The organism is Marinomonas aquimarina, assembly GCF_900089755.1.
Classification (GTDB): domain Bacteria; phylum Pseudomonadota; class Gammaproteobacteria; order Pseudomonadales; family Marinomonadaceae; genus Marinomonas; species Marinomonas aquimarina.
On the sequence record NZ_FLOC01000001.1, the window covers coordinates 44,290 to 68,818 of the forward strand.

Annotated in this window: 22 protein-coding genes and 7 tRNA genes; 20 read left to right on the forward strand and 9 right to left on the reverse strand. The window is 49.7% G+C overall.

The genetic code is table 11. From position 1 onward, the window contains the following. Positions 1–4: 4 nt before the first annotated feature. Entirely contained in the window at positions 5–1,405 is a 1,401-nt protein-coding gene (gene argH, locus MAQ5080_RS00230) for an argininosuccinate lyase (protein WP_067212579.1), read from the reverse strand. A 156-nt stretch (positions 1,406–1,561) separates the two neighbouring features. Here argH and hemC point away from each other — a divergent pair, with 156 nt between their 5' ends. Genes hemC through MAQ5080_RS00250 form a run of 4 tightly spaced genes read left to right on the forward strand, consistent with a single transcriptional unit; the run spans position 1,562 to position 5,722 of the window. Next, on the forward strand, positions 1,562–2,488 hold the full coding sequence (gene hemC, locus MAQ5080_RS00235; protein WP_067212576.1) for a hydroxymethylbilane synthase: 927 nt from the start codon (positions 1,562–1,564) through the stop codon (positions 2,486–2,488). Between the two features lie 30 nt (positions 2,489–2,518). Next, positions 2,519–3,280 (forward strand): uroporphyrinogen-III synthase, encoded by a 762-nt coding sequence (locus MAQ5080_RS00240; RefSeq protein WP_067212573.1) that lies wholly within the window; start codon positions 2,519–2,521, stop codon positions 3,278–3,280. After that, entirely contained in the window at positions 3,273–4,493 is a 1,221-nt protein-coding gene (locus tag MAQ5080_RS00245; protein ID WP_067212570.1) for a uroporphyrinogen-III C-methyltransferase, read from the forward strand. The genes MAQ5080_RS00240 and MAQ5080_RS00245 overlap by 8 nt, the downstream gene beginning before the upstream one ends. Continuing rightward, positions 4,490–5,722 carry a heme biosynthesis HemY N-terminal domain-containing protein gene (locus MAQ5080_RS00250; protein ID WP_067212566.1) on the forward strand — a complete coding sequence of 411 codons (1,233 nt, stop codon included), beginning with the start codon at positions 4,490–4,492 and terminating at the stop codon, positions 5,720–5,722. Before MAQ5080_RS00245 ends, MAQ5080_RS00250 begins: the two co-directional genes overlap by 4 nt. A gap of 64 nt (positions 5,723–5,786) precedes the next feature. Here MAQ5080_RS00250 and MAQ5080_RS00255 read toward each other — a convergent pair whose 3' ends face one another. The 3 genes from MAQ5080_RS00255 to MAQ5080_RS00265 all read right to left on the reverse strand — a co-directional run bounded on the left by MAQ5080_RS00255 (position 5,787) and on the right by MAQ5080_RS00265 (position 8,614). Further along, positions 5,787–7,337 carry a methyl-accepting chemotaxis protein gene (locus MAQ5080_RS00255; protein WP_067212564.1) on the reverse strand — a complete coding sequence of 517 codons (1,551 nt, stop codon included), beginning with the start codon at positions 7,335–7,337 and terminating at the stop codon, positions 5,787–5,789. A gap of 132 nt (positions 7,338–7,469) precedes the next feature. Next, positions 7,470–8,387 (reverse strand): hypothetical protein, encoded by a 918-nt coding sequence (locus MAQ5080_RS00260; RefSeq protein ID WP_067212561.1) that lies wholly within the window; start codon positions 8,385–8,387, stop codon positions 7,470–7,472. Positions 8,388–8,410: 23 nt separating this feature from the next. Continuing rightward, on the reverse strand, positions 8,411–8,614 hold the full coding sequence (locus tag MAQ5080_RS00265; protein ID WP_067212557.1) for a hypothetical protein: 204 nt from the start codon (positions 8,612–8,614) through the stop codon (positions 8,411–8,413). 89 nt (positions 8,615–8,703) lie between these two features. On the opposite strand from MAQ5080_RS00265, the gene yaaA reads away from it, so the two are divergent. After that, complete coding sequence (yaaA, locus tag MAQ5080_RS00270) at positions 8,704–9,477, forward strand: peroxide stress protein YaaA (RefSeq protein ID WP_067212554.1); 774 nt, start codon at positions 8,704–8,706, stop codon at positions 9,475–9,477. Here the strand turns inward: yaaA and prmC are convergent. Genes prmC through hemA form a run of 3 tightly spaced genes read right to left on the reverse strand, consistent with a single transcriptional unit; the run spans position 9,471 to position 12,704 of the window. Beyond that, positions 9,471–10,313 (reverse strand): peptide chain release factor N(5)-glutamine methyltransferase, encoded by an 843-nt coding sequence (gene prmC / locus MAQ5080_RS00275; RefSeq protein ID WP_067212551.1) that lies wholly within the window; start codon positions 10,311–10,313, stop codon positions 9,471–9,473. The genes yaaA and prmC overlap by 7 nt on opposite strands. 32 nt (positions 10,314–10,345) lie before the next feature. Further along, the gene (prfA, locus tag MAQ5080_RS00280; RefSeq protein ID WP_067212547.1) at positions 10,346–11,434 is read right to left on the reverse strand and encodes a peptide chain release factor 1; all 1,089 of its coding nucleotides are present in this window, start codon (positions 11,432–11,434) and stop codon (positions 10,346–10,348) included. Beyond that, positions 11,418–12,704 carry a glutamyl-tRNA reductase gene (gene hemA / locus MAQ5080_RS00285; protein WP_067212544.1) on the reverse strand — a complete coding sequence of 429 codons (1,287 nt, stop codon included), beginning with the start codon at positions 12,702–12,704 and terminating at the stop codon, positions 11,418–11,420. The genes prfA and hemA overlap by 17 nt, the downstream gene beginning before the upstream one ends. Positions 12,705–12,942: 238 nt before the next feature. On the opposite strand from hemA, the gene MAQ5080_RS00290 reads away from it, so the two are divergent. The 15 genes from MAQ5080_RS00290 (at position 12,943) to MAQ5080_RS00360 (ending at position 20,972) form a co-directional block, all read left to right on the forward strand. After that, positions 12,943–14,676: a tetratricopeptide repeat protein gene (locus MAQ5080_RS00290; RefSeq protein WP_067212541.1), complete on the forward strand. Its 1,734-nt coding sequence runs from the start codon at positions 12,943–12,945 to the stop codon at positions 14,674–14,676. 9 nt (positions 14,677–14,685) lie between these two features. Next, on the forward strand, positions 14,686–15,267 hold the full coding sequence (lolB, locus tag MAQ5080_RS00295) for a lipoprotein insertase outer membrane protein LolB (protein WP_067212538.1): 582 nt from the start codon (positions 14,686–14,688) through the stop codon (positions 15,265–15,267). Next, the gene (ispE, locus tag MAQ5080_RS00300; RefSeq protein ID WP_067212534.1) at positions 15,264–16,124 is read left to right on the forward strand and encodes a 4-(cytidine 5'-diphospho)-2-C-methyl-D-erythritol kinase; all 861 of its coding nucleotides are present in this window, start codon (positions 15,264–15,266) and stop codon (positions 16,122–16,124) included. Before lolB ends, ispE begins: the two co-directional genes overlap by 4 nt. A gap of 58 nt (positions 16,125–16,182) precedes the next feature. After that, positions 16,183–17,130 (forward strand): ribose-phosphate diphosphokinase, encoded by a 948-nt coding sequence (locus MAQ5080_RS00305; RefSeq protein ID WP_067212531.1) that lies wholly within the window; start codon positions 16,183–16,185, stop codon positions 17,128–17,130. A 67-nt stretch (positions 17,131–17,197) separates the two neighbouring features. Then, on the forward strand, positions 17,198–17,776 hold the full coding sequence (locus MAQ5080_RS00310; protein ID WP_067212529.1) for a 50S ribosomal protein L25/general stress protein Ctc: 579 nt from the start codon (positions 17,198–17,200) through the stop codon (positions 17,774–17,776). Between the two features lie 16 nt (positions 17,777–17,792). Further along, positions 17,793–18,377 carry an aminoacyl-tRNA hydrolase gene (gene pth / locus MAQ5080_RS00315; protein WP_067212526.1) on the forward strand — a complete coding sequence of 195 codons (585 nt, stop codon included), beginning with the start codon at positions 17,793–17,795 and terminating at the stop codon, positions 18,375–18,377. A 24-nt stretch (positions 18,378–18,401) separates the two neighbouring features. Next, a complete protein-coding gene (gene ychF, locus MAQ5080_RS00320; protein ID WP_067212523.1) occupies positions 18,402–19,493 on the forward strand; it encodes a redox-regulated ATPase YchF in 1,092 nt (363 codons plus the stop codon). Between the two features lie 103 nt (positions 19,494–19,596). Then, positions 19,597–19,671, forward strand: a tRNA-Gln gene (locus MAQ5080_RS00325). Between the two features lie 13 nt (positions 19,672–19,684). Beyond that, a tRNA-Met gene (locus MAQ5080_RS00330) sits at positions 19,685–19,761 on the forward strand. Between the two features lie 12 nt (positions 19,762–19,773). Then, positions 19,774–19,848: transfer RNA gene (locus MAQ5080_RS00335), tRNA-Gln, on the forward strand. A gap of 21 nt (positions 19,849–19,869) precedes the next feature. Then, positions 19,870–19,946: transfer RNA gene (locus tag MAQ5080_RS00340), tRNA-Met, on the forward strand. A 12-nt stretch (positions 19,947–19,958) separates the two neighbouring features. After that, positions 19,959–20,033, forward strand: a tRNA-Gln gene (locus MAQ5080_RS00345). A 22-nt stretch (positions 20,034–20,055) separates the two neighbouring features. Further along, positions 20,056–20,132 (forward strand) — tRNA-Met (locus MAQ5080_RS00350). A 16-nt stretch (positions 20,133–20,148) separates the two neighbouring features. Further along, positions 20,149–20,223, forward strand: a tRNA-Gln gene (locus tag MAQ5080_RS00355). 95 nt (positions 20,224–20,318) lie between these two features. Next, positions 20,319–20,972 (forward strand): TIGR04219 family outer membrane beta-barrel protein, encoded by a 654-nt coding sequence (locus MAQ5080_RS00360; protein ID WP_067203935.1) that lies wholly within the window; start codon positions 20,319–20,321, stop codon positions 20,970–20,972. An 85-nt stretch (positions 20,973–21,057) separates the two neighbouring features. Here the strand turns inward: MAQ5080_RS00360 and clpB are convergent, their stop codons facing one another. Together clpB and pgeF are read right to left on the reverse strand one after the other, a co-directional pair. After that, positions 21,058–23,661, reverse strand: coding sequence for an ATP-dependent chaperone ClpB (gene clpB, locus MAQ5080_RS00365; RefSeq protein WP_067203937.1), 2,604 nt, complete (start codon positions 23,659–23,661; stop codon positions 21,058–21,060). A gap of 100 nt (positions 23,662–23,761) precedes the next feature. Continuing rightward, positions 23,762–24,505, reverse strand: a complete 744-nt coding sequence (pgeF, locus tag MAQ5080_RS00370; protein ID WP_067203938.1) for a peptidoglycan editing factor PgeF — start codon at positions 24,503–24,505, stop codon at positions 23,762–23,764. Positions 24,506–24,529 lie beyond the last annotated feature (24 nt).

The following is a 24,529-nucleotide window of genomic DNA, read 5'->3' on the forward strand; positions in this document are numbered from 1 at the left end:
GCGATTAGCGAGCAGCTAACTCTGTTTTAGCGCGTTCAATGGCCGCTTTCACTTGTGCCGGCGCAGTACCACCAATGTGATCACGAGCCGCAACCGAACCTTCCAGTGTCAGCACTTCAAACACGTCTTGTTCGATCATATCACCAAAGCCTTGTAGCTCTTCTAGTGACATTTCAGAAAGGTCACGACCTTCTTGCACACCAAAGCCTACTGCTTTACCAACGATTTCGTGGGCATCACGGAAGGCAACACCTTTACGCACTAGGTAATCCGCAAGGTCAGTGGCGGTACTGAAACCACGACGTGCTGCTTCGTACATGTACTCACCACGTGCTTCGATGGCAGGGATCATATCGGCGAAGGCACGCAAAGAACCGCGTAGCGTATCCACGGTATCAAACAGAGGCTCTTTGTCTTCTTGGTTGTCCTTGTTGTACGCCAAACACTGAGACTTCATCAGCGTTAGCAAACCTATTAGATGGCCATACACTCGGCCGGTCTTACCACGCACTAACTCAGGTACGTCTGGGTTTTTCTTCTGTGGCATGATCGAAGAGCCAGTACAGAAACGATCAGGAAGGAAGATGAAGTTAAATTGTGCCGACGTCCACATTACCAGTTCTTCAGCCCAACGTGACAAGTGCATCATGGTGATCGATGCTGCTGCTGTGAATTCAATCGCAAAGTCACGATCACTCACAGAATCTAGCGAGTTATAAGTAGGACGCTCAAAACCCAGTAGATCAGCGGTCATGTTACGGTCGATTGGGTAAGTGGTACCGGCAAGCGCCGCCGCACCCAACGGTAGGATGTTGACACGCTTACGGCAGTCAGCAAGACGCTCGTAATCACGTTGTGCCATTTCGTACCACGCCATTAGGTGGTGTCCAAAGGTCACTGGCTGCGCCGTTTGTAAGTGTGTGAAGCCTGGCATGATGGTATCAGTATTACGCTCAGCAAGAGACAAGATGCCTTGTTGTAGGCGTGTTACTTCTTCTAGTAGGAAGTCGATTTCGTCACGCATGTACAGACGGATATCCGTTGCCACCTGGTCGTTACGTGAACGGCCCGTGTGCAGTTTCTTACCCGTGATACCGATCTTTTGCGTCAGGCGCGCTTCGATGTTCATGTGCACGTCTTCAAGTTCAACTGACCACTCAAACTCACCACGAGCGATCTCTTGCTCGATTTCCGTTAGACCTAGGATGATTTGGTCACGCTCGTCTTCTGTCAAAACGCCCACTTTTGCAAGCATGGTGGCATGTGCGATCGAACCTTGAATGTCCTGCTTCGCCATACGCTGGTCAAATTCAACAGACGCCGTAAAACGTGCGACAAACGCATCAACAGGCTCAGAAAAACGGCCACCCCATTGCTGGTTAGTGGTTTTGTTGGTATCAGTCATTTCTTCATTTCCCAGTGTGAGATCAATGTTGCGGCAAGATTACCTGATGACGCGCCCTTTATAAAGGGCTCTGGGATGACGCTTACTAGGCAAGGGAGTATGATATAGCGAAATTTTATCGTTATTTTCGTGCTTGATGTCACTCTAGGAGAGAATGTGAGAAATAAAATCGTCATTGCAACCCGTGAAAGCCAACTTGCCCTTTGGCAAGCTAACAATGTCAAAGCCTCACTGGAAGCGCTCTACCCAGAGATCAATGTTGAACTGATGGGCATGACCACCAAAGGCGATCAAATCTTAGATTCGCCCCTGTCGAAAATTGGCGGTAAAGGTCTGTTTGTAAAAGAGCTCGAAAAAGCTCTACTTGATGGCGTCGCCGATATTGCTGTGCACTCGATGAAAGATGTACCAATGGAGTTTCCTGAAGGCCTAGGCTTGAGCGTCATTTGTGAACGTGAAGACCCAAGCGATGCCTTTGTTTCCAACACCTACAACAGCATCGACGAATTACCTCAAGGCGCAGTAGTCGGCACATCAAGCTTACGCCGCTCGTGCCAGTTGCAAATGCACCGCCCTGATCTGGTCATTAAAAACCTGCGTGGCAACGTTAATACTCGCCTACGCAAGCTAGACGATGGCGAATACGATGCCATCATCCTTGCGACAGCAGGCCTTGTGCGTCTTGAGATGGCTGATCGCATCAAAGCACGCATCAGCGATACTTTCTCATTGCCAGCAGGCGGTCAAGGGGCCATGGGCATTGAGTGTCGCAGCGACGATGCTGAGTTGATTGAGCTGCTTGCACCCCTGCAGCACCAAGAAACCGCTTACCGCGTGGTTGCCGAGCGTGCAGTGAACAAGCGCCTAAACGGTGGCTGCCAGGCCCCTATTGCCTGTTTTGCTCTGCTCGAAGGTGATGAGCTGTTTGTGCGCGGTTTAGTCGGCAGCACCGACGGCAAACGCATGGTACGTGGTGAGATCCGTGGCGATAAAGCCAACGCCGAAGCGCTAGGCATCCAATTGGCGGATCAATTACTGGCCGATGGTGCGCAAGCGCTGCTAGATGAAGTCTACCAACACTAATCTGACGACCTGATGGGGAATGCTCTCACCATGCAAGGTGTAAAAGTCTTGGTCACTCGACCAGAACCCGAAAATACGTTGACCTGCCAAGCGCTGTCTGCGCTTGGGGCAACGCCCATCTCATTACCAATGCTAGACATTCGCCCACTTTCTAGTGACGCGGAGCTAGCTGCACTGCGCTCACAGCTGTACAACCTTGATCTGTACCAGTTTGTTATCTTCGTCAGTAAAAATGCCGCACGGCTGGCGGTCGAGTTAATCGATGAGTGTTGGCCTATGCTGCCGGTGGGTATGCATTGGCTCGGTATCGGCCAAGGCACCACACAAACTCTAAATGAATTGCATATCCCAGCGATCAGCAACCCCGGCAACAATACCGAGGCCATGCTAGACTGGCTTAAACCCGTGAAAATGCGCGATCAAAAAGTCTTGATTGTGCGGGGCGCTGGGGGCCGGCCAGATTTGGCCAAAGGATTGCAGCAACGTGGTGCGATTGTCGACTATTTAGAACTCTATAAGCGACATACTCCAGAATATACGGCACAAACTTTTTTATTCTTAGAGCGTCCTGACGTAATATGGGCGACAAGTGGTGAAAGCGTGACAAATCTGACAACCTATGTTGATCAGTTTGACCCAGATCTAAAAAACACTGCCTTATTTGTTCCAAGCGAAAGAGTGGCGCAACTAGCAAAGTCCCTTCGCTGGAATCAGGTAATCTGTGCACAAGGTGCTGACGACCAACGTTTAATCGCAGCCACACAGCAGCATTTAGGACGACAACATGACTGACAAAAACGACAAGGCTTTAACCGACAACACGGAAAACAGCGTAGACACTACGTCCTTAGAGTCCGCTAAAGAAAGCGCTTCCGCGCCAACAGGTGAAGCAGTAAACACCGCCAAGGTAGCCCCAGAGAGCAAAGACTCTTCTTCAGGCAACAAAACCTTACCTGCCGTCGCTATCCTATTTGGTGTGGCAGCCTTAGGCTTAAGTGGTTGGCAATTCTACCAAAATCAATACGCTAGCCCTGATAACCAAGCATTGACTGAGGCGCAAAACAAAGTCATCGCCTTGGAACAGCAAGTGAGCCAATTGTCTGGCACCGTGGAAAGCAATGCTGCTGCCGCCAACCAACTGAGCGAAATGGACAGCATTCTGGCTGCCGCCAAGAGCCAATCCGACGAGCTCAAAGCAAACACTGAACAAGCCTTGGTCGACTTGTCTAGCAAACTTAACAAACTCAACAATGCTGACAAAGACGATTGGCTGTTGGCGGAAGCCGAGTACCTGATTCGCCTAGCCAACCAGCGTCTACTACTTGAGAAAGACACTAAGAGCAGTCTGTCATTGCTGGCCAGCGCAGACAACATCCTAGCGGGCCTTGAAGACCCACTGATGTTCGACACCCGTAAAGCCATTGCGCAAGACATGCAAGCTCTTAAATCGGTGGCAAGCTTTGACCTAGAAGGTCGTTACCTGCAACTGTCTGCACTCTACAACCAAGTAGCGGAACTGCCGCAGCGTGAGCCATCTAAACAATGGCAAGAGCAACAAGACGCTGAGCCTGAAGTACCACAAACTAGCCGATCAGCTCTTAAACAACTATTTAATGAAGCATGGCAAGGTCTGAAATCTTTGGTGGTCATCAACTACAACCAAAAGCCAATCAAACCGTTGCTGCCGCCAGCCGAATATCAAGAATTGGTGACCGGCATCCAGCTTCAGCTCGACGTAGCACAAGTGGCTCTACTGAAAGCTGAGCCAGCAATCTACGAAAAATCTTTAAGCCGTGTAGCGACAGCAGTTAATCAACACTTTGACACCACCGCTCAGTCAACCATTGCGTTTATGACCACACTCACGTCATTGCAGCAAGTGAACCCAAATCCAGATGTGCCGATGCCGCGTGCGTCTTTACAAGCCATGCGCAATTTGATGCAAAACTGGAAAAGCGGCGCCCCAACAGCACCTAGCAACAACCAAGGAGAACAAGCTCTATGAGAAAAGTTCTCCTCTCCATCATCATTGTGCTGCTCATCGGCGGCGCCATTGGTTTGATCATGAAACAAGACCCAGGCTATGTGATGATTTCTTTTAAAGAAGTCACCATTGAAATGAGCCTTTGGGTGATGTTGCTATTTATGGCACTTGGCTATGCCGCCATTATGATCGCTTTAAGACTGGTTTGGATTTTAATGCATCCAAACTCGTCCCTATCCAGACTGACAGGCACCATGTCACATAAACGTGCCTTGAAATCGACCATTAGAGGTATGCTGGAACTGGCGGGCGGCAACTGGGGCAAAGCTGAAAAGCTACTGACCACTTCGGCCAACAAAGTCTCTTACCCTTTGCTTAATTACATCGGTGCGGCTTATGCTGCGAGCGAGCAAGAAGAGCATGAGCGCTCTAAAGAGCTGCTACGCAAAGCGCATCAAACCTCACCTGATGCTGAGTTCGCGATTAGCTTTGTACAGAGCCAACTGCAACTTAAGCAAGGCCATTACGAAGGTGCCCTAGCGACATTGAAGCGTCTGCACGATATGAAGCCAAAGCACCGCCAAACCTTGAAGATGCTGGTCAATGCTTACACGCAACTAAAAGACTGGGAAGCCCTACAAGAGCTGACGCCGGTTCTGAAAAAGCAAGGTATCTTCGACGAGAGCAACTTGCTTGAACTGGAAAAGAATTCCTTCTTAGCGCTATTGGAAAAGCTGCGTTTCCGTGAGAAAACCGGCCTTAGCAAAGAAGTACTGCTAGACGAGCTACAAGGCATCTGGAAAAAGCTAGATGGCTTGGCGAAAGACGAGCAGATGCAGGTACTTTACGCGACCACGCTGATGGAATTCGGCAGTGAAGATAAAGCAGAAGCCTTTATGCGCACGTCTCTTAACGACCAGTGGTCGGATGCGCTTGCCGGCGTCTATGGCCAATTAACCAATGTATCGATGCAGAAGTCGTTAGGCAATGCTGAAACTTGGATCCGTCGCCACCCAGACAGCGCTCCACTTTACCTAACCGCCGGACGTATCTGTCAGCGCTTGCAACTATGGGGTAAGGCTCGTGATTACTACGAAAAAGCCCTACGCATTGACTCATCTTCGGAAGCCATCGTGGAACTCAGCTTATTACTTGAATCCATGGGCGACCTAGAGGAAGCACAGCAGCTTATCGTCAAACGCTTGCGCCATGAAAGCCAAGCGGTCAAAGCGCTACCGCTGCCACGCTAACAGCTAGAGAAAACCAAAATGCCGAGCAATTGCTCGGCATTTTTCATTCTGACAAACGCTTTGCTTATGTTTTAAAGCGCACCACCAATTCATGCATATCCGATGCAACACCACGCAAGGTAACCAAACTTTGCATCGCTTCCTCCGCACCATCTTTGCTGGCATTGGCCAAATTCGAAATCCGTACCAATTGCTGATTAATGTCTTCTGAAACATGAGCCTGTTGTTCTACTGCCGTAGCCATTTGCATCGACATCTGCGAAATATCACTGACCGATGAAACGATCGTATCCAGTGACTGCTGCGCATCTGACATCTTATTCAACCCCACCTTAGCACTCTCACGACCATCGCTTGCCACATGAACCGCTTCCTGTGCCCCATTGCGTAACCGCTCAATGATACTGTGGATTTCTTGGGTCGAGCCTTGAGTGCGCTGTGCTAACTGGCGCACCTCGTCGGCCACCACCGCAAACCCTCGACCATGCTCACCCGCCCGTGCCGCCTCAATCGCCGCATTCAACGCCAGCAAGTTAGTCTGCTCGGCAATCTGGTCTATCATCACTGCGACCTCAGCAATGCTTTCTGATTGGGCCGATAGGTTAGTGACCGATTGAGTGATCTGCTCAACCAAGTCCGCCAGCTCGGTAATGGCCTGCATGGTCTGCTCAATCGTCTGCTTACCTTGCCCAGCAAGGTCCTTAGATTCTTCGGCACTCAATGCGGTTTGCTGTACATGCTTGGAAACGTCTGAGACGGTGGTCGTCATCTGCTGCATGGCGGCAGCGACCTCTTGAGTTTCGTACAGCTGTTGCTGAATTTTATCCGCCGCATTCTGGGTCTGCTTTAGGCCATAGGCGGATTTATTGGAGACCTCTTTTGACTCGGCCTCAATGCGAGTCAAAATGGTATCAATGTGCATATTTTGACTTTTGACGGCCACTTCCAGCTTGGCCAAGGCAAGACTGTGATCGGAGTAGGTTTTCGCTGCCAAAGGGTGGGTAAAAGCATTGCCTAAGGATTTTTCCAGCGCGAGACGCATATTACGCTGCTGGGTACTGCAATATCCCGCCAGTAACAAAGAAGATAATAAGGCTGGTGTGGCGGCGTAATCGACCCCCAATAAGTACATCAATAGCGAGGCCAACCAAGCTAACATCACGATGGCAGGCACCGCCACATGCATGGGGATGGTGAATGACTTTCGTTGTTCACGAATATTCCGGTACAGCTTTTCAGCACGCTCTACCGCTTTGCGATTCGGTGTAGAACGAACCGACTCGTAGCCCACTACTTGACCGTTCTCTGTGATCGGAGTGACGTAGGCATCCACCCAATAGTAATCCCCATTTTTACTACGGTTTTTAACCAGCCCCATCCAAGGCTTCCCCGCCTTCAAATGGGACCACATGATATCAAAAGCTTCTGATGGCATATCAGGGTGGCGCACCAAGTTATGCGGCGCCCCCAGCAACTCCTCATAAGCGAAGCCACTGATATCAATAAACGCTTGGTTACAATAGGAAATTTTCCCTTTTAAATCCGTAGTGGTAACCAAACGAACATCTTTAGGGACCACTCTTTCCACTGTCGTTACAGGCAGATTTTTTCTCATAGCTCCCTCATGTTCATCCGTTAAAAGTCATCAATAACCTACGGTTTGAACAGCCTAATCAAGACCGTTTTTTTGGAAACACTCGAATGAAGCTTAGTCAAAGGTTAGACAGTTTGCATATAGCAGAGGTTTTTATGGCGTCTTACTAAGATAATGAGCGAGCCGGCGCGTGACCACAGGGAGAATGTAAGTCGGCACTTGCATGGCCCCAGCAAGCGGCAGGAAGGCGGGACCGAGCAAGGCCCCAGCAATAGAATAGGTCAACAATACATTACGATTTCCCGAAGTAATGGCAGCCGTTAAGGCTTCTTGAACCCCTTGTTTGCGATAACATAAAAAAGTACCGCAGAAAAACAGGGCCACCAACAGGACAGCAATCAGCAAGTACACTAGGGCCTGTGTGACGCTTTGATCAAATAGGTTACGATAGCTGCCAATCAAGCCGAAGGGAAAGGCAAACACCAACAAAATCGTGTACGGTGAAATCTTCAGTAAGGCTCTTTGTAACCGCTCTTTCGGCACTAGCTTATGCAAGCTAAAGGAGATCAAAATCGGCCCGACAATAAAGATCAACAAACGCAAGCCATAGGTCACGAAATCCAAGCTACCTTGGCTCATGGGTAAGAAGTGAATCGGAATATATAAGGCCAGCGGCAGTAATAGGGTCGTGGCAATGGTCATTGCCATGGCTTCTAGGGCATCAAATCCAAGGGCCCGAACAATGGCTGGGGTGGCAAACAAAGAGCCCGTCGCGGCAACGCCTAAAATGGCCAACAATAGCGCGTCGGACACCCCCAGCAGCCAGCCAGCGACACTGAAAACAAGCATGTAAACCGCACTGTGCCACAAGGCATACAACCATAGCGCCCCATGACATAAACGCTTCACCAGTTGCTCCATGGGCATACCGACCAAAGTCAGCAACATTAGCGTGAACAGCACGTAAGGTAAAAACGGAAATAAGGTGTTCGATGCCACTGGAAAGGCAAAGCCAAGCAGAGCACAAACAAACATACCAATAAGAGAATGCTTGACCAGAAACGCTAGCACAGAATGGTCTTCCTTGAGTTTTACTATCTCTTGCGAGAGGCAACCTGTTTACGATTTTGCTCTGGCAGCTCTGACAATTCGAGCGGCCAAAGTTTACGCGCTTCATCAAATGCGTGACGCAATTCATGCAGGCGTTTTACTGAAGTGGTATCCACTGTTTGTTCCACAGCCGTATCATCACCGCGTGCTTTGGATGCTACTGGAAATGGAATAATGTTGTCTTTCATACAGTTTCTCTATTAAGACAATGAGTAGATATCTATGAACACTCTATGGATAATCCTATGAAAACGCAACGATATGCCAAGGTAAGATAATGAAATATTTGATTTCACCCGCGAAAACTCTGGATTTAGACAGCCAGCTTCCTGTTGCCGATGCTTCAGAGCCAAGCTTTCTCGATCAGGCACAAACCCTTATTGACACCATTAAGCCGTACTCACCGGCCGATATTGCTTCGCTGATGAAACTGAGTGATAAGTTGGCCACATTGAATGTTGAGCGCTACCAAGCGTGGCAGAAAAATCATACCGCTCAAAACAGTCGCCCTGCCATGTTTACTTTTATGGGGGATGTTTACACTGGGCTGGATGCTTACTCACTGAGCGAGGCACAAATTCAATACGCACAATCCCATCTGCGTATTCTAAGTGGCTTGTATGGTTTGCTAAAGCCGTTGGACTTAATGCAGCCTTACCGCTTGGAAATGGGCACTAAGCTTGGAAACCCCAAAGGGGATAATCTCTACCACTTTTGGGCTGACACCATTGCTCCGGCGTTGAATGAAGAATTGGCAGAAGATGAGCTACTGGTGAACCTAGCATCGACAGAGTATTTCAAGGCGGTCGACAAAAAAGCCATTAACAACACCATTGTCACCCCAAATTTCTTGGATGAGAAAAACGGTCAGTACAAGGTCATCAGTTTTTACGCCAAAAAAGCACGTGGCTTGATGGTACGCTACCTCATTGAGAGCGGCGCAGAATCCATTGACGACATCAAAGGCTTTAACCTAGCGGGTTACCGCTACGATGCGGAGCGTTCCAAACCATTGGAGCCAGTGTTTATCCGCCCTGAATCGGCTCAATAACTCGCTAAGCGCCCCACCGTCACGCGGTCGTTGCCACCTAGATCTTGATAGGTGGCAACGTCGCCAAAGCCTCTTTCTTGTAGCAGCGTTCGCACTGCTTGCCCTTGATCGTAGCCATGCTCGAACATCAACCAGCCTTGCTCCGTCAGGTACTGCTTGGCTTGCTCGGTGATATGACGAATATCAGCTAAGCCCTGCTCCTCAGCAATCAAGGCAGTCAAAGGTTCAAAGCGCACATCGCCTTGCGACAAGTGTTCGTCTTCAGGGTCGATATAAGGCGGATTGGAGATAATCAGATCAAAGGGCGCGTCGTCTTTTAAAGCTGAAAACCAGTTACTTTGGCAAAACGAAGCATTCGCAACCCCGTTGCGTACCGCATTACGCTCAGCCAAGGCAACGGCTTCACTTTGATAATCCACGCCGATTACCATAGCGGCAGGCCACTCTTTCGCCAGCGCCAAGGCAATCGCTCCCGTACCTGTCCCCAAATCCACCAGCTTACGGGCGCCATGGGGCATCAACTCCAGTGCCACCTCCACCAAGCGCTCGGTGTCAGCCCGTGGAATCAGTGTCGTCGGAGATGTTTCCAGGGACAGACTCCAAAAATCCTGCTCACCTAAGATATAGGCGATCGGTTCACCGTTTTCACGGCGTTTAAGGAAGGCTTCAAAGCGAGCTTGGTGTACTTCAGAGACGTCTTTATCGGGCCAAGTAAAGAAATAGGTGGTAGAAACATCAAGTACATGTGCCAGCAGCAGCTGGGCATCCAGCTGCGCGGTATCGGACAGCGCGGAGAGCCGCCCATAGGCCTGTTTTAATAACGATTCAATGGTCATGGACGGTCACGCTTAATGATAGGAAGTGGCGCTTAGTTATCGCCGCTCAAGGCTGCTAATTGCTCAGCCTGGTATTCGTTTACCAGAGGGTTCACCAGCACATCTAGGTCGCCTTGTACAATTTCATCCAACTTGTACAAGGTTAGGTTGATACGGTGATCCGTCACACGACCCTGTGGGTAGTTGTAGGTACGGATACGCTCCGAACGATCACCACTACCGACCAAAGAGCGACGCGCTTCCGATTGCTCAGAAGCGGCCTTTTCTTCTTCCGCCGCTTGCAGACGAGACGCTAACAGTGCCATCGCTTTGGCACGGTTTTTATGCTGCGAACGCTCGTCCTGACACTCTACAACGACACCCGTTGGGATGTGTAGGATACGGATCGCCGAGTCAGTTTTGTTGACGTGCTGACCACCGGCACCCGAAGCACGGAAGGTATCAATACGCAGATCGGCTTTGTTGATATTAACCGCTTCCACTTCGTCCATTTCTGGCAGGATCGCTACTGTACAAGCCGAAGTATGAATACGGCCCTGTGATTCGGTCGCTGGTACGCGTTGCACGCGGTGCGCACCAGATTCGAATTTCAGTTTCGAGTAAGCGCCATCCCCTACGATTCGTGCGATGACTTCTTTGTAGCCACCGTGCTCGCCTTCGCTGGCGCTGACCACTTCTACCTTCCAACGCTGTGTCTCGGCATAACGCGAGTACATACGGAACAGGTCACCAGAGAAGATAGAGGCTTCATCACCACCGGTTCCGGCACGAATTTCCAAGAAAACGTTTTTCGAGTCGTTCGGATCTTTTGGTAGCAATAGCTTTTGCAGATCAAGAAGCAGCTCTTCTTTCTGCTCATTGCCCGATTTCAGCTCTTCTTGACCCATTTCTTTGATATCTGGATCGGAATCACTCAGCATCAGCTCTGCTTCTTCAATGTTTTCCAGTACCTGTTGGTACTCTTCAAAACATTTCACCACCGGCTCAAGCTCTGCGTACTCTTTGCTGTAATTACGGAACAGGTCTTGGTCCATGATGACATCGGCATCACTTAGCAGCGCCGCTAGTTCTTCGTAACGCTCAGCTAGACTCTCTAACTTAAATTTAATCGATTCTTTCATTCTGGGATTCTTTCGTATCGGTTATGCCCAACACCTCAGCCGCTTGTTGTAGGGCTGTTTGATCAGCTTCTGCTCCGGCTTGGCGCAAAAACTGGGTTGGGGAATGGATCAGTTTGTTCATCAATCCATGTGCTAATTTGGCCATTACCTGTTCAGGTGTCTGACCAGATTCGAGACCTTTGAGCGCTCGCTCTAGCTCGGACTGCTTGATTAATTCTGCTTGGGCGCGGTAGCTTACAATTAGATCGGCAACTTTGCGAGACTCTTGTTTACGCTTGAACTCTGCGATGCCCTGTTCAATGATCTTTTCTGCGGCTTCCGCCGCTTCTTGGCGGGCACGCACATTTTCTTCGATCACCGAATGCAAATCGTCCACGGTATACAAGTACGCGTCTTCCACTTCTTGCACTTCCGGCTCAATGTCGCGTGGCACGGCAATGTCCACCAGCAACATCGGCTTATGACGACGCTTACTGGTGGCGCGTTCCACCATCCCCTTACCAATGATCGGTAATTGGCTGGCAGTTGAAGAAATGACAATGTCTGCTTGATGCAAATAATCGGTAATATCGCCTAGCAAGATGGCTTCCGAGCCCAGTTCATCGGCTAATATCTGGGCACGTTCGAGGGTACGGTTGGCCACGATAATGCGCTTAATGCCTGCCTCTTTTAAATGCCTAGCAACCAGTTCAATGGTTTGTCCTGCACCGATTAACAGCGCCGTACTGCGTTTTACATCAGCAAAAATACGCTGCGCTAAGCTGACCGCTGCGAACGCGATGGATACTGGGTTTTCGCCAATGGCGGTGTCGGTACGGACACGTTTGGCAACGGAGAAGGTTTGCTGAAACAGGGATTGCAACTCTGAACCGATGCAGCACCCTTCTTGGGAGACGGCGTAAGCAGATTTCACTTGACCAAGAATCTGCGGCTCACCCAAAATCAGCGAGTCCAGCCCGGCTGCGACACGCATCACATGACGCACCCCCTCGTCGCCACGATGGGCATAACAAAAGCGCCCCAGTTCTTCAGGGGCCACTTTATGGTATTGACCGAGCCAACGGATAATTTGTTCTTCACCGGCACCGTCCTCCACTGCGCAATACAGTTCGGTACGGTTACAAGTCGACACGATCACGGCTTCTTTTGCCTGCGCGTTAGACACCAGGGAATTGAGTGCCTCAACCATTTTTTCAGGCGCAAACGAAATTTTCTCTCGGATAGATACTGGTGCAGTTTTGTGGTTTACGCCCACAGCAATTAGCGGCATTCAGGAACTCTTCTCACGACTAGAGATCGAACAAGTGTTTTCAGAAATGGGCCAAATTTTCTGACTCATAAATAAATGCCCCTATTATAAGAGGAATTTTTAGCTCTTCGCACCCCATCAAATCAATAAATGTGTCGATTCCTTACAATCAACATCCCTTTATTAGGCTGACAACACGGTTCATGCGAGGCTACCATAGTAACTAGGACATGATTTTGGCCCTTTAAGGCAGGTACTTATGCAACGACTGCAATTCCCGTTCTCGCTCAAACGCGTTTTTTTACCGATGACACTGGGTCTGTCACTCTGTGCCTGTTCATCTGTTTCTAATCATGTCGCCCCATTACAGCCTGATCCGCAATGGGCTCCGGTGGCGCAATCACAGCAGGCTCGGCAGTTAGAACAACTGCTGGCTGCAGAATTTGCCCTACAACGCCAAGGCAGCCAACAAGCCAGTGCCATGTACCTTGAAGTCGCCAAACAAAGCAACGACGCCGAGATCGCCAAGCGCGCCACGTCGACAGCCGTCATGAGCGATGACACACAAGCCATTCTAGACGCGAGTGAACGTTGGCTGGCGCTATCACCAGACGCCACTGAGATTTACCCTGTGCGCCTGCAGGCCCTGCTCACAGACGAACAAACGGAGCAAGCGGCGCAACTGCTTAAACAAGCCGCGCAGCAGCAACTAGCGTTGGATTTCCTGCCGAACTTTATTGATCAGAATGTGCGTAATGAAGGCATCACCTCGCAGCTGGAGGCGATTTTAACTAGCCCTGAATTGGCCCAAGACGTGTTTGTCGAAATCGCCCGCTACCACCTACTGTTTATTAACGGTGGCTACCCCTATATCGTTGAAAACATCGACCAGCTCATGGCACGCAGCCCGAAATCTGAGCTCGAGGGCTTGTTCATCATTAAAGCCTTTAGCGAAGAGCAACTAGGCTTCAAAAACAAAGCTGAGCGCACCTTACAACAAGGCTTACGACGACACCCCAATAGTCAGCGCATTCAGGCCAACCTGCTTGAAGTCTTGATTAAAAATAATAAGTCGCAACAGGCACTTGAGGCCTTCTACAACGCAGACTTTCCTCCCTATCTGGCACAACAGATTGGGCTGGCGATGGGGCAGTTACTGATCCAACAAGGCCACCTAGAGCAAAGCATTGCTCTACTCTCAGAGCTTCCACGGCACGGCGTGCTACGCGACCAACTGTTGTTTATGCTGGCCACCGCTCAACAAGAGGCAGGAGAGTACAATGCAGCCTTAGCCAATCTTGCCAGTGTTTTCGGTCAGTTTAGTTGGACGGCCTCTGAGTTAATCGTAAAATGGCTCTACGATGCGCATCAAGCGGAGCTCATCAACAGCATTATTTTGAAGCGCGCCGCGCTCGATGCAGAGCCGGGTCATGTGACAGGAGTGGCTGATTTGCACTTACGTCAACAGAATCCAGCCCTAGCCATTGATTTACTGACACGTTCCTTAGCGGTATTTCCTGAAGCTGATGGTTTACGTTACAAACGCGCCATTACCTACGATACCTTAGAGCAGTGGCCAAGTGCGCTGGCAGACCTTAAATTGCTACTGGAAAAACACCCGAATGACCCAGCCTATTTGAATGCGCTGGGCTACACCATGATGGTGCGCTCACCAGAGGACTTCGAGCAAGCGTTTGCACTCATTCAACGAGCCTACGCATTGGACGATGAAGATCCCGCCATTCTTGATAGCATGGGCTGGGGCTACTACCTCAACGGCGACATAGACAGTGCCCGAGATTTATTGGCCCAGGCTTGGCACGAACTGCAAGACGCCGAGATTGGTGCCCATTTTGGCGAAGTACTGTGGCAGCTCGGTAAACAAGAGCAAGCCTTGGCCGTGTGGCAACAAGCGCTAAAAGACAATCGCCTGTTGCCAGTACTCATTAAAACCATCGAGACATACGCGCCGCAATTACTCGAACAGGCGTAAGGACAATGAATGAACGCTAAACAGCTATTGCTAGGCGCCCTCGCCGCCACCTTACTGGCGGGCTGTAGCCTTTCGCCTAGCACACCGAAACTTCCTACCCCCGAGCGCGTAGAAGACATCAGCGCTTGGCAAACTGAGGGGCGTGTTGGCATTCGCACCGAGCAAGACGCCATTTCAGGTAACTTTAATTGGCAGCATTCGCCAGAGCATTACGAACTGAATATTTATGGCCCATTCGGTCAAGGGGCAACGCGTCTTGAGGGCACCCCTGGTAAAGATGCACGCCTGACGTACGAGGATAAAGACCTCACTGGCCACAGCGCCGAAGCATTGCTGTACCATGAACTGGGCTGGCACTTCCCCGTTACCAATGTGCAATACTGGATTCGTGGTATGGCGTCGCCCAATAGCTCTGCGGCCATTTCCTATCAGCAAGATGGTCTGACGCCAGAACAGATCGAGCAGGACGGCTGGACTGTGACCTATCGTGAGTTCACCGAGCTGGACGGTTTAAAGTTACCGCAACGTATGCAGGTAACCCATCCCCCCTATCGCGTTAACTTGATCATTACCGATTGGACCGTGCAATGACCCTATTAACCTTGCCTTCTCCGGCTAAGTTGAATCTATTTCTCCACATTACCGGCCGTCGTGACGACGGCTATCATGAACTGCAAACCCTGTTTCAGTTTATTGATGTGTGCGATGAACTGAGCTTTACCCTGACCGATAACCCTGACATTAGCCTGATCCCTGAAATCGAAGGAGTGGCCCACGAAGACAACCTAATTGTCAAAGCCGCTCGCATCCTTGAACCCTACAAACAGGCTCATCAAGGTGTCGCAATTTCGTTAACCAAAGTCCTGCCCATGGGCGGTGGTATTGGTGGCGGCAGCAGTAACGCAGCCACCACACTGTTAGCGTTAAATCAGTTATGGCAATGCCATCTACCACTAGAACAGTTAGCGCAATTGGGCAAACAACTGGGGGCGGATGTACCAATCTTTGTCTTCGGCCATTCAGCCTATGCTGAAGGGATCGGTGAAAAACTCACACAAACCGACCCAGAAACCCCGTATTACCTGCTTTTAAAGCCAAATTGCGAAGTGCCAACTGGTCAAATTTTTACCGATAAATATTTGACAAGAGACACCCCTGCGATCAGAATATCGCACGCCTTGAAACTGGAGGGGCATAACGATTGCCTTGAAGTCGTAAGAAGACTTTATCCTGAGGTGGATGAAGCGTTTCTGTGGCTAACACAATTTGGCGACGCTAAGTTAACTGGCACCGGTGCGTGTTTGTTTCTAGCATTTGAGTCGATTGATGACGCTGAGCGAGTGAGAGCGTCTGCACCAGCAAAGTGGCAAACTTGGATTTGCCGTGGCTGTAACACTTCTCCCACTCATGACGCATTGAACCAGTGGATTGCATCTCAGCATACTTAATCATGCTGAACTAACGCCAGTCTATTTTTCATCGCTATAAATACAAAGGGTATACACAGTGTCCAAGTTGATGGTTTTTACCGGTAATGCCAACCCGGAACTTGCTCGTCGAGTTGTTCGTCGCCTAGGCCTACCTATCGGCAACGCAACGGTTGGAAAATTCAGTGACGGTGAGATCACAGTTGAGATCAACGAGAACGTTCGTGGTAAAGACGTTTTCATCATCCAATCAACCTGTGCTCCAAGCAACGACAACTTAATGGAACTGATTGTAATGGCTGATGCGCTGCGTCGTGCGTCGGCTACCCGTGTGACTGCGGTAATCCCTTACTTTGGTTATGCTCGTCAGGATCGTCGTGTACGCTCAGCGCGTGTGCCAATCACTGCTAAAGTGGTCGCTGACATGATTTCTGCAGTAGGCATTAACCGTGTATTGACGGTAGACCTGCACGCTGACCAAATCCAAGGTTTCTTTGATATTCCGGTAGACAACGTTTACGCGACGCCATTGTTGCTAGACGATCTACAACGCCAAGGCCATGAGAACATCACCATCGTTTCTCCAGACGTGGGTGGCGTGGTTCGAGCTCGTGCCTTTGCAAAATTAATGGATGATGCTGACCTAGCCATCATCGACAAGCGCCGTCCACGCGCCAACGAAGCACAAATCATGCACCTAATCGGTGATGTTGAAGGCAAAACTTGTGTGCTAGTCGATGACATGTGTGACACAGGTGGTACTCTATGTGCCGCTGCCAAAGCACTAAAAGAACACGGTGCTTCCAAAGTTTTGGCTTACTGTACTCACCCAGTGCTGTCCGGCAAAGCAATCGAGAACATCAGCAATTCTGTGCTAGATGAACTTGTGGTAACGGATACGATTCCGTTGTCTCAAGCGGCACAGAACTGCCCACAAATCCGCCAACTGTCAATGTCTGACATTATGGCTGAGGCTGTTCGTCGCGTCTGCAACGAAGAGTCAATCAGTGCCATGTTTGGGGCCTAAGCCAAACATTTACGCTCGGAACGGGTCGCAGTTCTGGGCAAACTTAACTTAATTTAGGATATTCAAAATGTCTCTAGTACTAAACGCTTCTGTACGTAACGAAGAAGGTAAAGGTGCGAGCCGCCGCCTTCGTCACGCGGGTCTTGTTCCAGCTGTAGTATACGGTGGTAACACTGACGCGGTTTCTGTAACGTTCAAAGGCAACGAAGTTGCGAAAGCGGTTCAAGATACTGCTTTCCTTACTGGTGTAGTTAAAGTATCTGTTGATGGCGCAGAGCAAGAAGTAATCGTTAAGTCTCTACAACGTCACCCAGCGTCTGGCGATGTAATGCACATCGATTTCCAGCGCGTTGATTCTTCTGTGAAGCTAGTAACTCGCGTTCCTCTAAGCTTCGTAAACGCTGCGAAGTCTGAAGGTGTTAAATCTCAAGGTGGTCGTCTACAAGTTGAAGCGAAACTTGCTGAAGTTCGTTGTCTTCCACAAGACCTACCAGCTGCACTAGAAGTTGACATCATCAAAGGTCAACTAGGCGATATCTTCCACCTTTCTGATGCTCAAGTACCAGCAGGCGTTGAATTGGTTGCTTTGCTTAAAGGCGAAGATCACAACCAACCTATCGCTCGTATCGGTAAAGCTAAGCGTTAATCATTGAGGCAAGTCTGTGGCAGGTTTTAGATTACTCGTTGGCTTGGGCAACCCAGGTGCTGAATATGAAGATACCCGCCACAATGCTGGCGCACAATGGATAGAAGCACTGGCTCGTATGAGCCAGTGTTCTCTTCGCTCTGAAAAGAAATTTTTCGGACAATTCGGAAAAGTTTTTATAGGTGGGCAGGAATGCTATTTACTGATTCCTACGACCTATATGAATTTAAGTGGCAAGGCCGTTCAAGCCGTTTGCCAGTTCTACAAAATCTCTCCCCAAGAAGTTCTTGTCGTGCACGACGAGCTAGATATCGCCCCAGGTACCATTAAGCTGAAGAAAGGCGGTGGTCATGGCGGTCATAATGGCCTCAAAGACATCATCAGCAAACTCGGTAATAACCGTGATTTTGGTCGTGTACGCATCGGTATTGGACATCCAGGGCATGCTAGCCAAGTGGCCAGCTATGTTTTGAAAAAAGCCCCTAGCGATGAATACCAAAAAATCGAACAAACCATTGATGAGTCGTTACGTTATCACCAAGACATTGTCGCGGACAATTGGAATAGTGTCATGAACCATCTTCATAGTTTCAAAGCATAAAACTACCAGCTTTAGGAAATCTTTATGGGCTTTAATTGCGGTATCGTCGGCTTACCAAACGTCGGCAAATCAACTCTGTTCAACGCGCTTACCAAAGCCGGCATCGGCGCTGAAAACTTCCCTTTCTGTACCATTGAGCCAAACGCTGGTGTGGTGCCCATGCCTGACCCACGTCTAGACGCTCTGGCAGAAATCGTAAAACCTGAACGCGTCCTAGCAACAACGATGGAATTCGTTGATATTGCCGGTCTTGTTGAAGGGGCGTCAAAAGGTGAAGGTCTAGGTAACAAATTCCTAGCCAACATTCGTGAAACCGATGCCATTGCGCACGTAGTACGTTGTTTCGAAGACGACAACGTGATTCACGTTGCTAACCAGGTGAACCCAAAGGCCGACATTGAGGTGATCAACCTTGAGCTGATCTTTGCAGACATTGAGTCGATTGATAAGCAAATTCTGCGTACTGCGAAAAACGCTAAGAGCGGCAACAAAGAAGCCATCGCGCACAAAGAGTTCCTAGAGCGCATCAAAGCGCACCTAGAAGACGGCTTACCAGTTCGCTCTATGGACCTAACAGACGATCAGAAGAAAGCAGTGAAGCAGCTACACCTGCTAACCACTAAGCCAACCATGTACATCGCTAACGTTTCAGAAGACGGTTTCGAGAACAACCCTCACCTAGACGTAGTACGCGAAATCGCTGAAGCGGAAGGTGCCATGGTAGTACCTATCTGCAACCAACTAGAAGCCGAAATTTCTGAGCTTGATGCCGAAGAAATGCAAGACTTCCTAGACGAAATGGGTATGGAAGAGCCGGGCCTTGATCGCGTTATCCGCGCAGGCTACGAGCTACTAGGCCTTCAGACCTACTTCACAGCTGGCGTTAAAGAAGTTCGCGCATGGACCGTTAAGCAAGGCGCAACCGGCCCACAAGCCGCTGGTGTGATCCACACAGACTTCGAAAAAGGCTTTATCCGTGCGGAAGTGGTCGCATACAACGACTTCATCCAGTACAAAGGCGAAAACGGTGCCAAAGAAGCCGGTAAATGGCGTTTAGAAGGCAAAGACTACATCGTCAAAGACGGCGATGTGATGCACTTCCGCTTTAATGTTTAATTTTTTTATAAAAATCCTTGACCCATGAATGGGTTATATGAATAATATCGCGCCACAGACACAGCGAAGCATTGTTTCAAAATTGTCTGTGTTGCGAGATTGTTGGGGTATAGCCAAGCGGTAAGGCAACGGGTTTTGATCCCGTCATGCGTTGGTTCGAATCCAGCTACCCCAGCCACTCTCTTGCAAAAGGCTATGTAGCTCAGTTGGTTAGAGCACATCACTCATAATGATGGGGTCACTAGTTCGAATCTAGTCATAGCCACCAATTTTAATGAATTGGGGTATAGCCAAGCGGTAAGGCAACGGGTTTTGATCCCGTCATGCGTTGGTTCGAATCCAGCTACCCCAGCCATTAAAATACAATCAAGCTTAAGGCTATGTAGCTCAGTTGGTTAGAGCACATCACTCATAATGATGGGGTCACTAGTTCGAATCTAGTCATAGCCACCAATTTTGATGAATTGGGGTATAGCCAAGCGGTAAGGCAACGGGTTTTGATCCCGTCATGCGTTGGTTCGAATCCAGCTACCCCAGCCATCAAAACACAATTTAAGCTTAAGGCTATGTAGCTCAGTTGGTTAGAGCACATCACTCATAATGATGGGGTCACTAGTTCGAATCTAGTCATAGCCACCACCCTTTTTTGATACGTTGGGGTATAGCCAAGCGGTAAGGCAACGGGTTTTGATCCCGTCATGCGTTGGTTCGAATCCAGCTACCCCAGCCATCAAAAACTCTCTACTTTCTTTGTTCTCCCCTTAGATTTTACCCCACGCTTCGTTATAATCCGTGAAAATCAAAATCAATATAGGGATTCCTTTCATGAAGAAAGCTTTGATTGCCTCAACTCTACTACTTGCTGGCGTGGCACAAGCCGACGTACTTGGCGTAACCGCTGAAGTAGGCCAATTCTCGCCTGATGCTTCATTCGATGGTCGCATCGATAGCCAGACAGCGAACGTAGACTTCAACGGTGAAGACAACACTTACTACGGCATCGCTTTTGAACACCCAGTACCACTGATTCCAAACGTTCGTCTGCAGAACTCGACACTAGAGGGCTACAGCAACGATGTGGACATGAAGATCGACAGCACCGATTACACGCTTTACTACGAAATTTTAGACGGCTTAGCTTGGCTGGACCTAGATGTAGGCATCTCGATTCGCGATCTTGATTTGGATGCACGTGTTGGCACGTCTTCAGACTCTGAAAGCGTTGTGCTACCAACAGGCTACCTATCGGCTTACTTCACTATCCCTACCCTGCCAATCCAATTTGGCGGCGAAGTTAAAACCATCTCCGCAGGCGACTCAAGCATCACGGACACGACCTTTAAGATCAAATACCAATCGCCATTTATCCTAGGCGTAGAGGGCGGTTACCGCAATGCTAACTTTGATATTGACGAAGGCAGCATCGACTCTGAGCTAGAGTTTGACGGTTTCTTTGTCGGTGTGTTTGCTGACTTCTAATCAGCCACACTCTAGAGTGATAGCAAGCACCATAAAAAAAGCCAGCTGATTAGCTGGCTTTTTTGCGTTTGAGCGGCCTCGCGTCTTAGGAGGCTTGCTGCGCTTCAGGTAAGGCTGCGAACGTCATACCTTGCTCGTTAACATCGACCTGAATCAGATCGCCTGCGACAAACTTGCCACCGAGCAACTCATTCGCCAATGGGTTCTCAATCCACTGCTGGATCGCTCGCTTCAATGGACGGGCACCGTAAACAGGGTCGTAACCCACCTCAGCCAAGCGCTCCATCGCTGCTTCACTCAGATTAATCGACATGCCCATTTCCGTTAAGCGATCATTTAGATGTGCTAACTGGATCTTAGCAATGCCTTTGATCTGAGACTGCATTAATGGGTGGAACACCACGGTCTCATCGATACGGTTGATAAACTCAGGACGGAAGTGTGTGCCCACAACCTCCATGACCTTGTTCTTAATCGCTTCGTATTCGTCGTTACTGCGATACTCTTGGATCATGTCCGAACCAAGGTTCGAGGTCATCACCACTACTGTATTACGAAAATCGACGGTACGGCCCTGACCATCCGTTAAACGGCCATCGTCCAACACCTGCAACAAGATGTTAAACACATCTGGATGGGCTTTCTCTACCTCGTCTAGCAGCAATACCGAATAAGGTCGACGACGTACGGCTTCGGTTAGATAACCGCCCTCTTCGTAGCCCACATAGCCTGGAGGCGCACCAATCAAACGCGCCACAGAGTGTTTCTCCATAAACTCGGACATATCCACTCGCACCATGGCTTGCTCGGTATCAAATAAGAACTTGGCCAAGGATTTACAAAGCTCGGTTTTACCCACCCCGGTTGGGCCTAAAAATAGGAAGGAACCATTCGGACGATTCGGATCTGCCAAACCAGAGCGCGATCGACGTACCGCATTGGACACTGCAGTCACCGCTTCATCTTGACCAATCACCGATTCATGCAACGCATCTTCCATACGCAGTAATTTATCGCGCTCACCTTCAAGCATTTTGTCTACCGGAATACCGGTCCAACGAGACACGACCGTAGCGATCTCTTCTTCGGTGACACGGTTCTTAAGCAGCTGCGTTTGCGCCTCGCTTTCCTCCGCTTGAGCGGCTTTCTCAATCTCCGCTTCCAGCATTGGAATGACACCATACTGAAGCTCAGACATCTTCGCTAAGTTGCCTTGACGACGGGCCTCTTCCATTTCATGACGCACCCCTTCAAGCTCTTCTTTGAGCTTCTGGGCCCCCTGTAGGGCTGCCTTCTCGGCATTCCAGATTTCTTCAAGATCAGAAAACTGTTTCTCTAGCGCCTCAATGTCATCTTCAAGCTCAGTCAAGCGCTGTTTGGAAGCTTTGTCTTTCTCTTTCTTCAGCGCTTCTTGCTCAATCTTAAGCTGGATCAGGCGGCGCTCTAAGCGGTCCATCTCCTCAGGCTTAGAGTCCATCTCCATACGGATACGGCTGGCCGCCTCATCGATTAAGTCGATGGCTTTATCCGGCAACTGACGATCGGTAATGTAACGCTGAGACAGTTTCGCTGCGGCGATGATCGCCGAGTCGGTGATATCGACACCGTGGTGCACCTCATAGCGCTCTTTCAAACCACGTAAGATGGCGATCGAATCCAATACGCTCGGCTCTTCGACCAAGACTTTTTGGAAACGACGCTCCAACGCTGCGTCTTTCTCGATGTACTGACGGTATTCATCCAAGGTCGTCGCGCCGACACAGTGCAGCTCACCACGGGCCAGAGCAGGCTTTAGCATATTACCGGCGTCCATGGAGCCTTCCGACTTACCAGCACCGACCATGGTGTGGATCTCATCAATAAAGAGAATGATCTGGCCCTCTTGCTTGGCCAGCTCATTCAAGACACTTTTTAAACGCTCCTCAAACTCACCACGGTATTTGGCACCGGCAATCAAGGCCCCCATATCCAAAGACAGCACACGCTTGTTCTTCAGACCTTCAGGCACTTCACCATTGATAATACGTTGCGCTAGGCCCTCAACAATGGCGGTCTTACCGACACCGGGCTCACCAATTAGCACAGGGTTGTTCTTGCGGCGACGCTGCAACACTTGAATAGTACGACGGATTTCATCGTCACGGCCAATCACTGGGTCCAAGCGCCCTTCGGCCGCACGCGCTGTTAAGTCCACGGTAAACTTATCTAACGACTGACGACTCTCTTCGGCATTAGGATCGTTCACCGTCTCGCCACCACGCACAGAATCAATCACAGCAGCAATGTCGGCTTTGGTCACCCCCGTGGCTTTCAAGGCTTTGGCGACATCGTCCTTACCATCGAACATGGCCAACAGCAGCAACTCAGAGGAAATGTACTGGTCTTTACGCTTTTGCGCTTCTTTATCGGCAAGGTTTAGCAAGCGACCTAACTCCGGTGACATTTGCACATTGCCATCGTGATTGGTCACTTTCGGCATACGGTCTAAGATACTCCCCAGCTCCTCACGGAACTTCGCCATCTGAACGCCAGCCTGCTGTAGAATCGGACGCACACCGCCACCTTGCTGATCCAGCAAAGCCATTAATACGTGCACCGCTTCGATATAGTTGTGATCTTGCCCTAGCGCCACAGATTGGGCGTCTGACAGAGCAATTTGTAATTTACTGGTTAATCGATCAATTCGCATACTGACCTCCGATGAATCGATAACAAAATTGAGCTTCTACATGCTTTATAGGAGCACTCTTCTGCTTTTCAATGGTTGACTGTCATTTTTTTGACACCCATCACTTTTCCATCCATATCAACGTCGCCATGCGTCCTGTCACGCCATCACGGCGATAGGAGTAAAAACGCTCTTGATCGCTAAAAGTACAAAAATCACCACCGTAGACCTGTGTACAGCCAAGCGCCGCCAAGCGCTGTTGCGCTAGCAAGTACAGGTTACCTAGCCATTTATCAGCATTGGAAGAAGGCTTAAATGCTTGCTCCGCTTGAGTATCGGCCACCATAAAGGCTTCACACACTTCCGCGCCCACCTCAAAAGCCTCAGGTCCGATCGCAGGCCCCAACCACACCAAGACTTCAGCAGGGTTAGGAAAGGTTTCTAGGGTAGCCTCTAAAACCCCATCACATAGGCCACGCCAGCCAGCATGAGCCGCTGCGACTTGAGTCCCCTTAGCGTCGGTGAAAATCGCTGGCAAGCAGTCTGCCGTTAATACCGCACACACCGTATTGGGCTGCGTGGTGTAAGACGCATCTGCTGTACGATCTTGCGCGCAGCTAGGCAGCTCAAGGGCAATATTCGAGTGCACTTGATTAAGCCACTGAACCTCACCAGAAAAACCCGCTAAGCGCTGCAATTCTGCGCGGTTTGCCTGCACACTCTCAGGTAAGTCCCCCACGTGGGCACCTAAATTTAGGCCTTGGTAAGGCGCCTCACTAACACCGCCGAAGCGTGTACTAACACACGCCCTGATCTGCTTTGGTGCTGGCCAATCGGGAATGATCAGTTGCTCTGCTGTTGCCATACTGCATACGTCCATCTAAAAAGT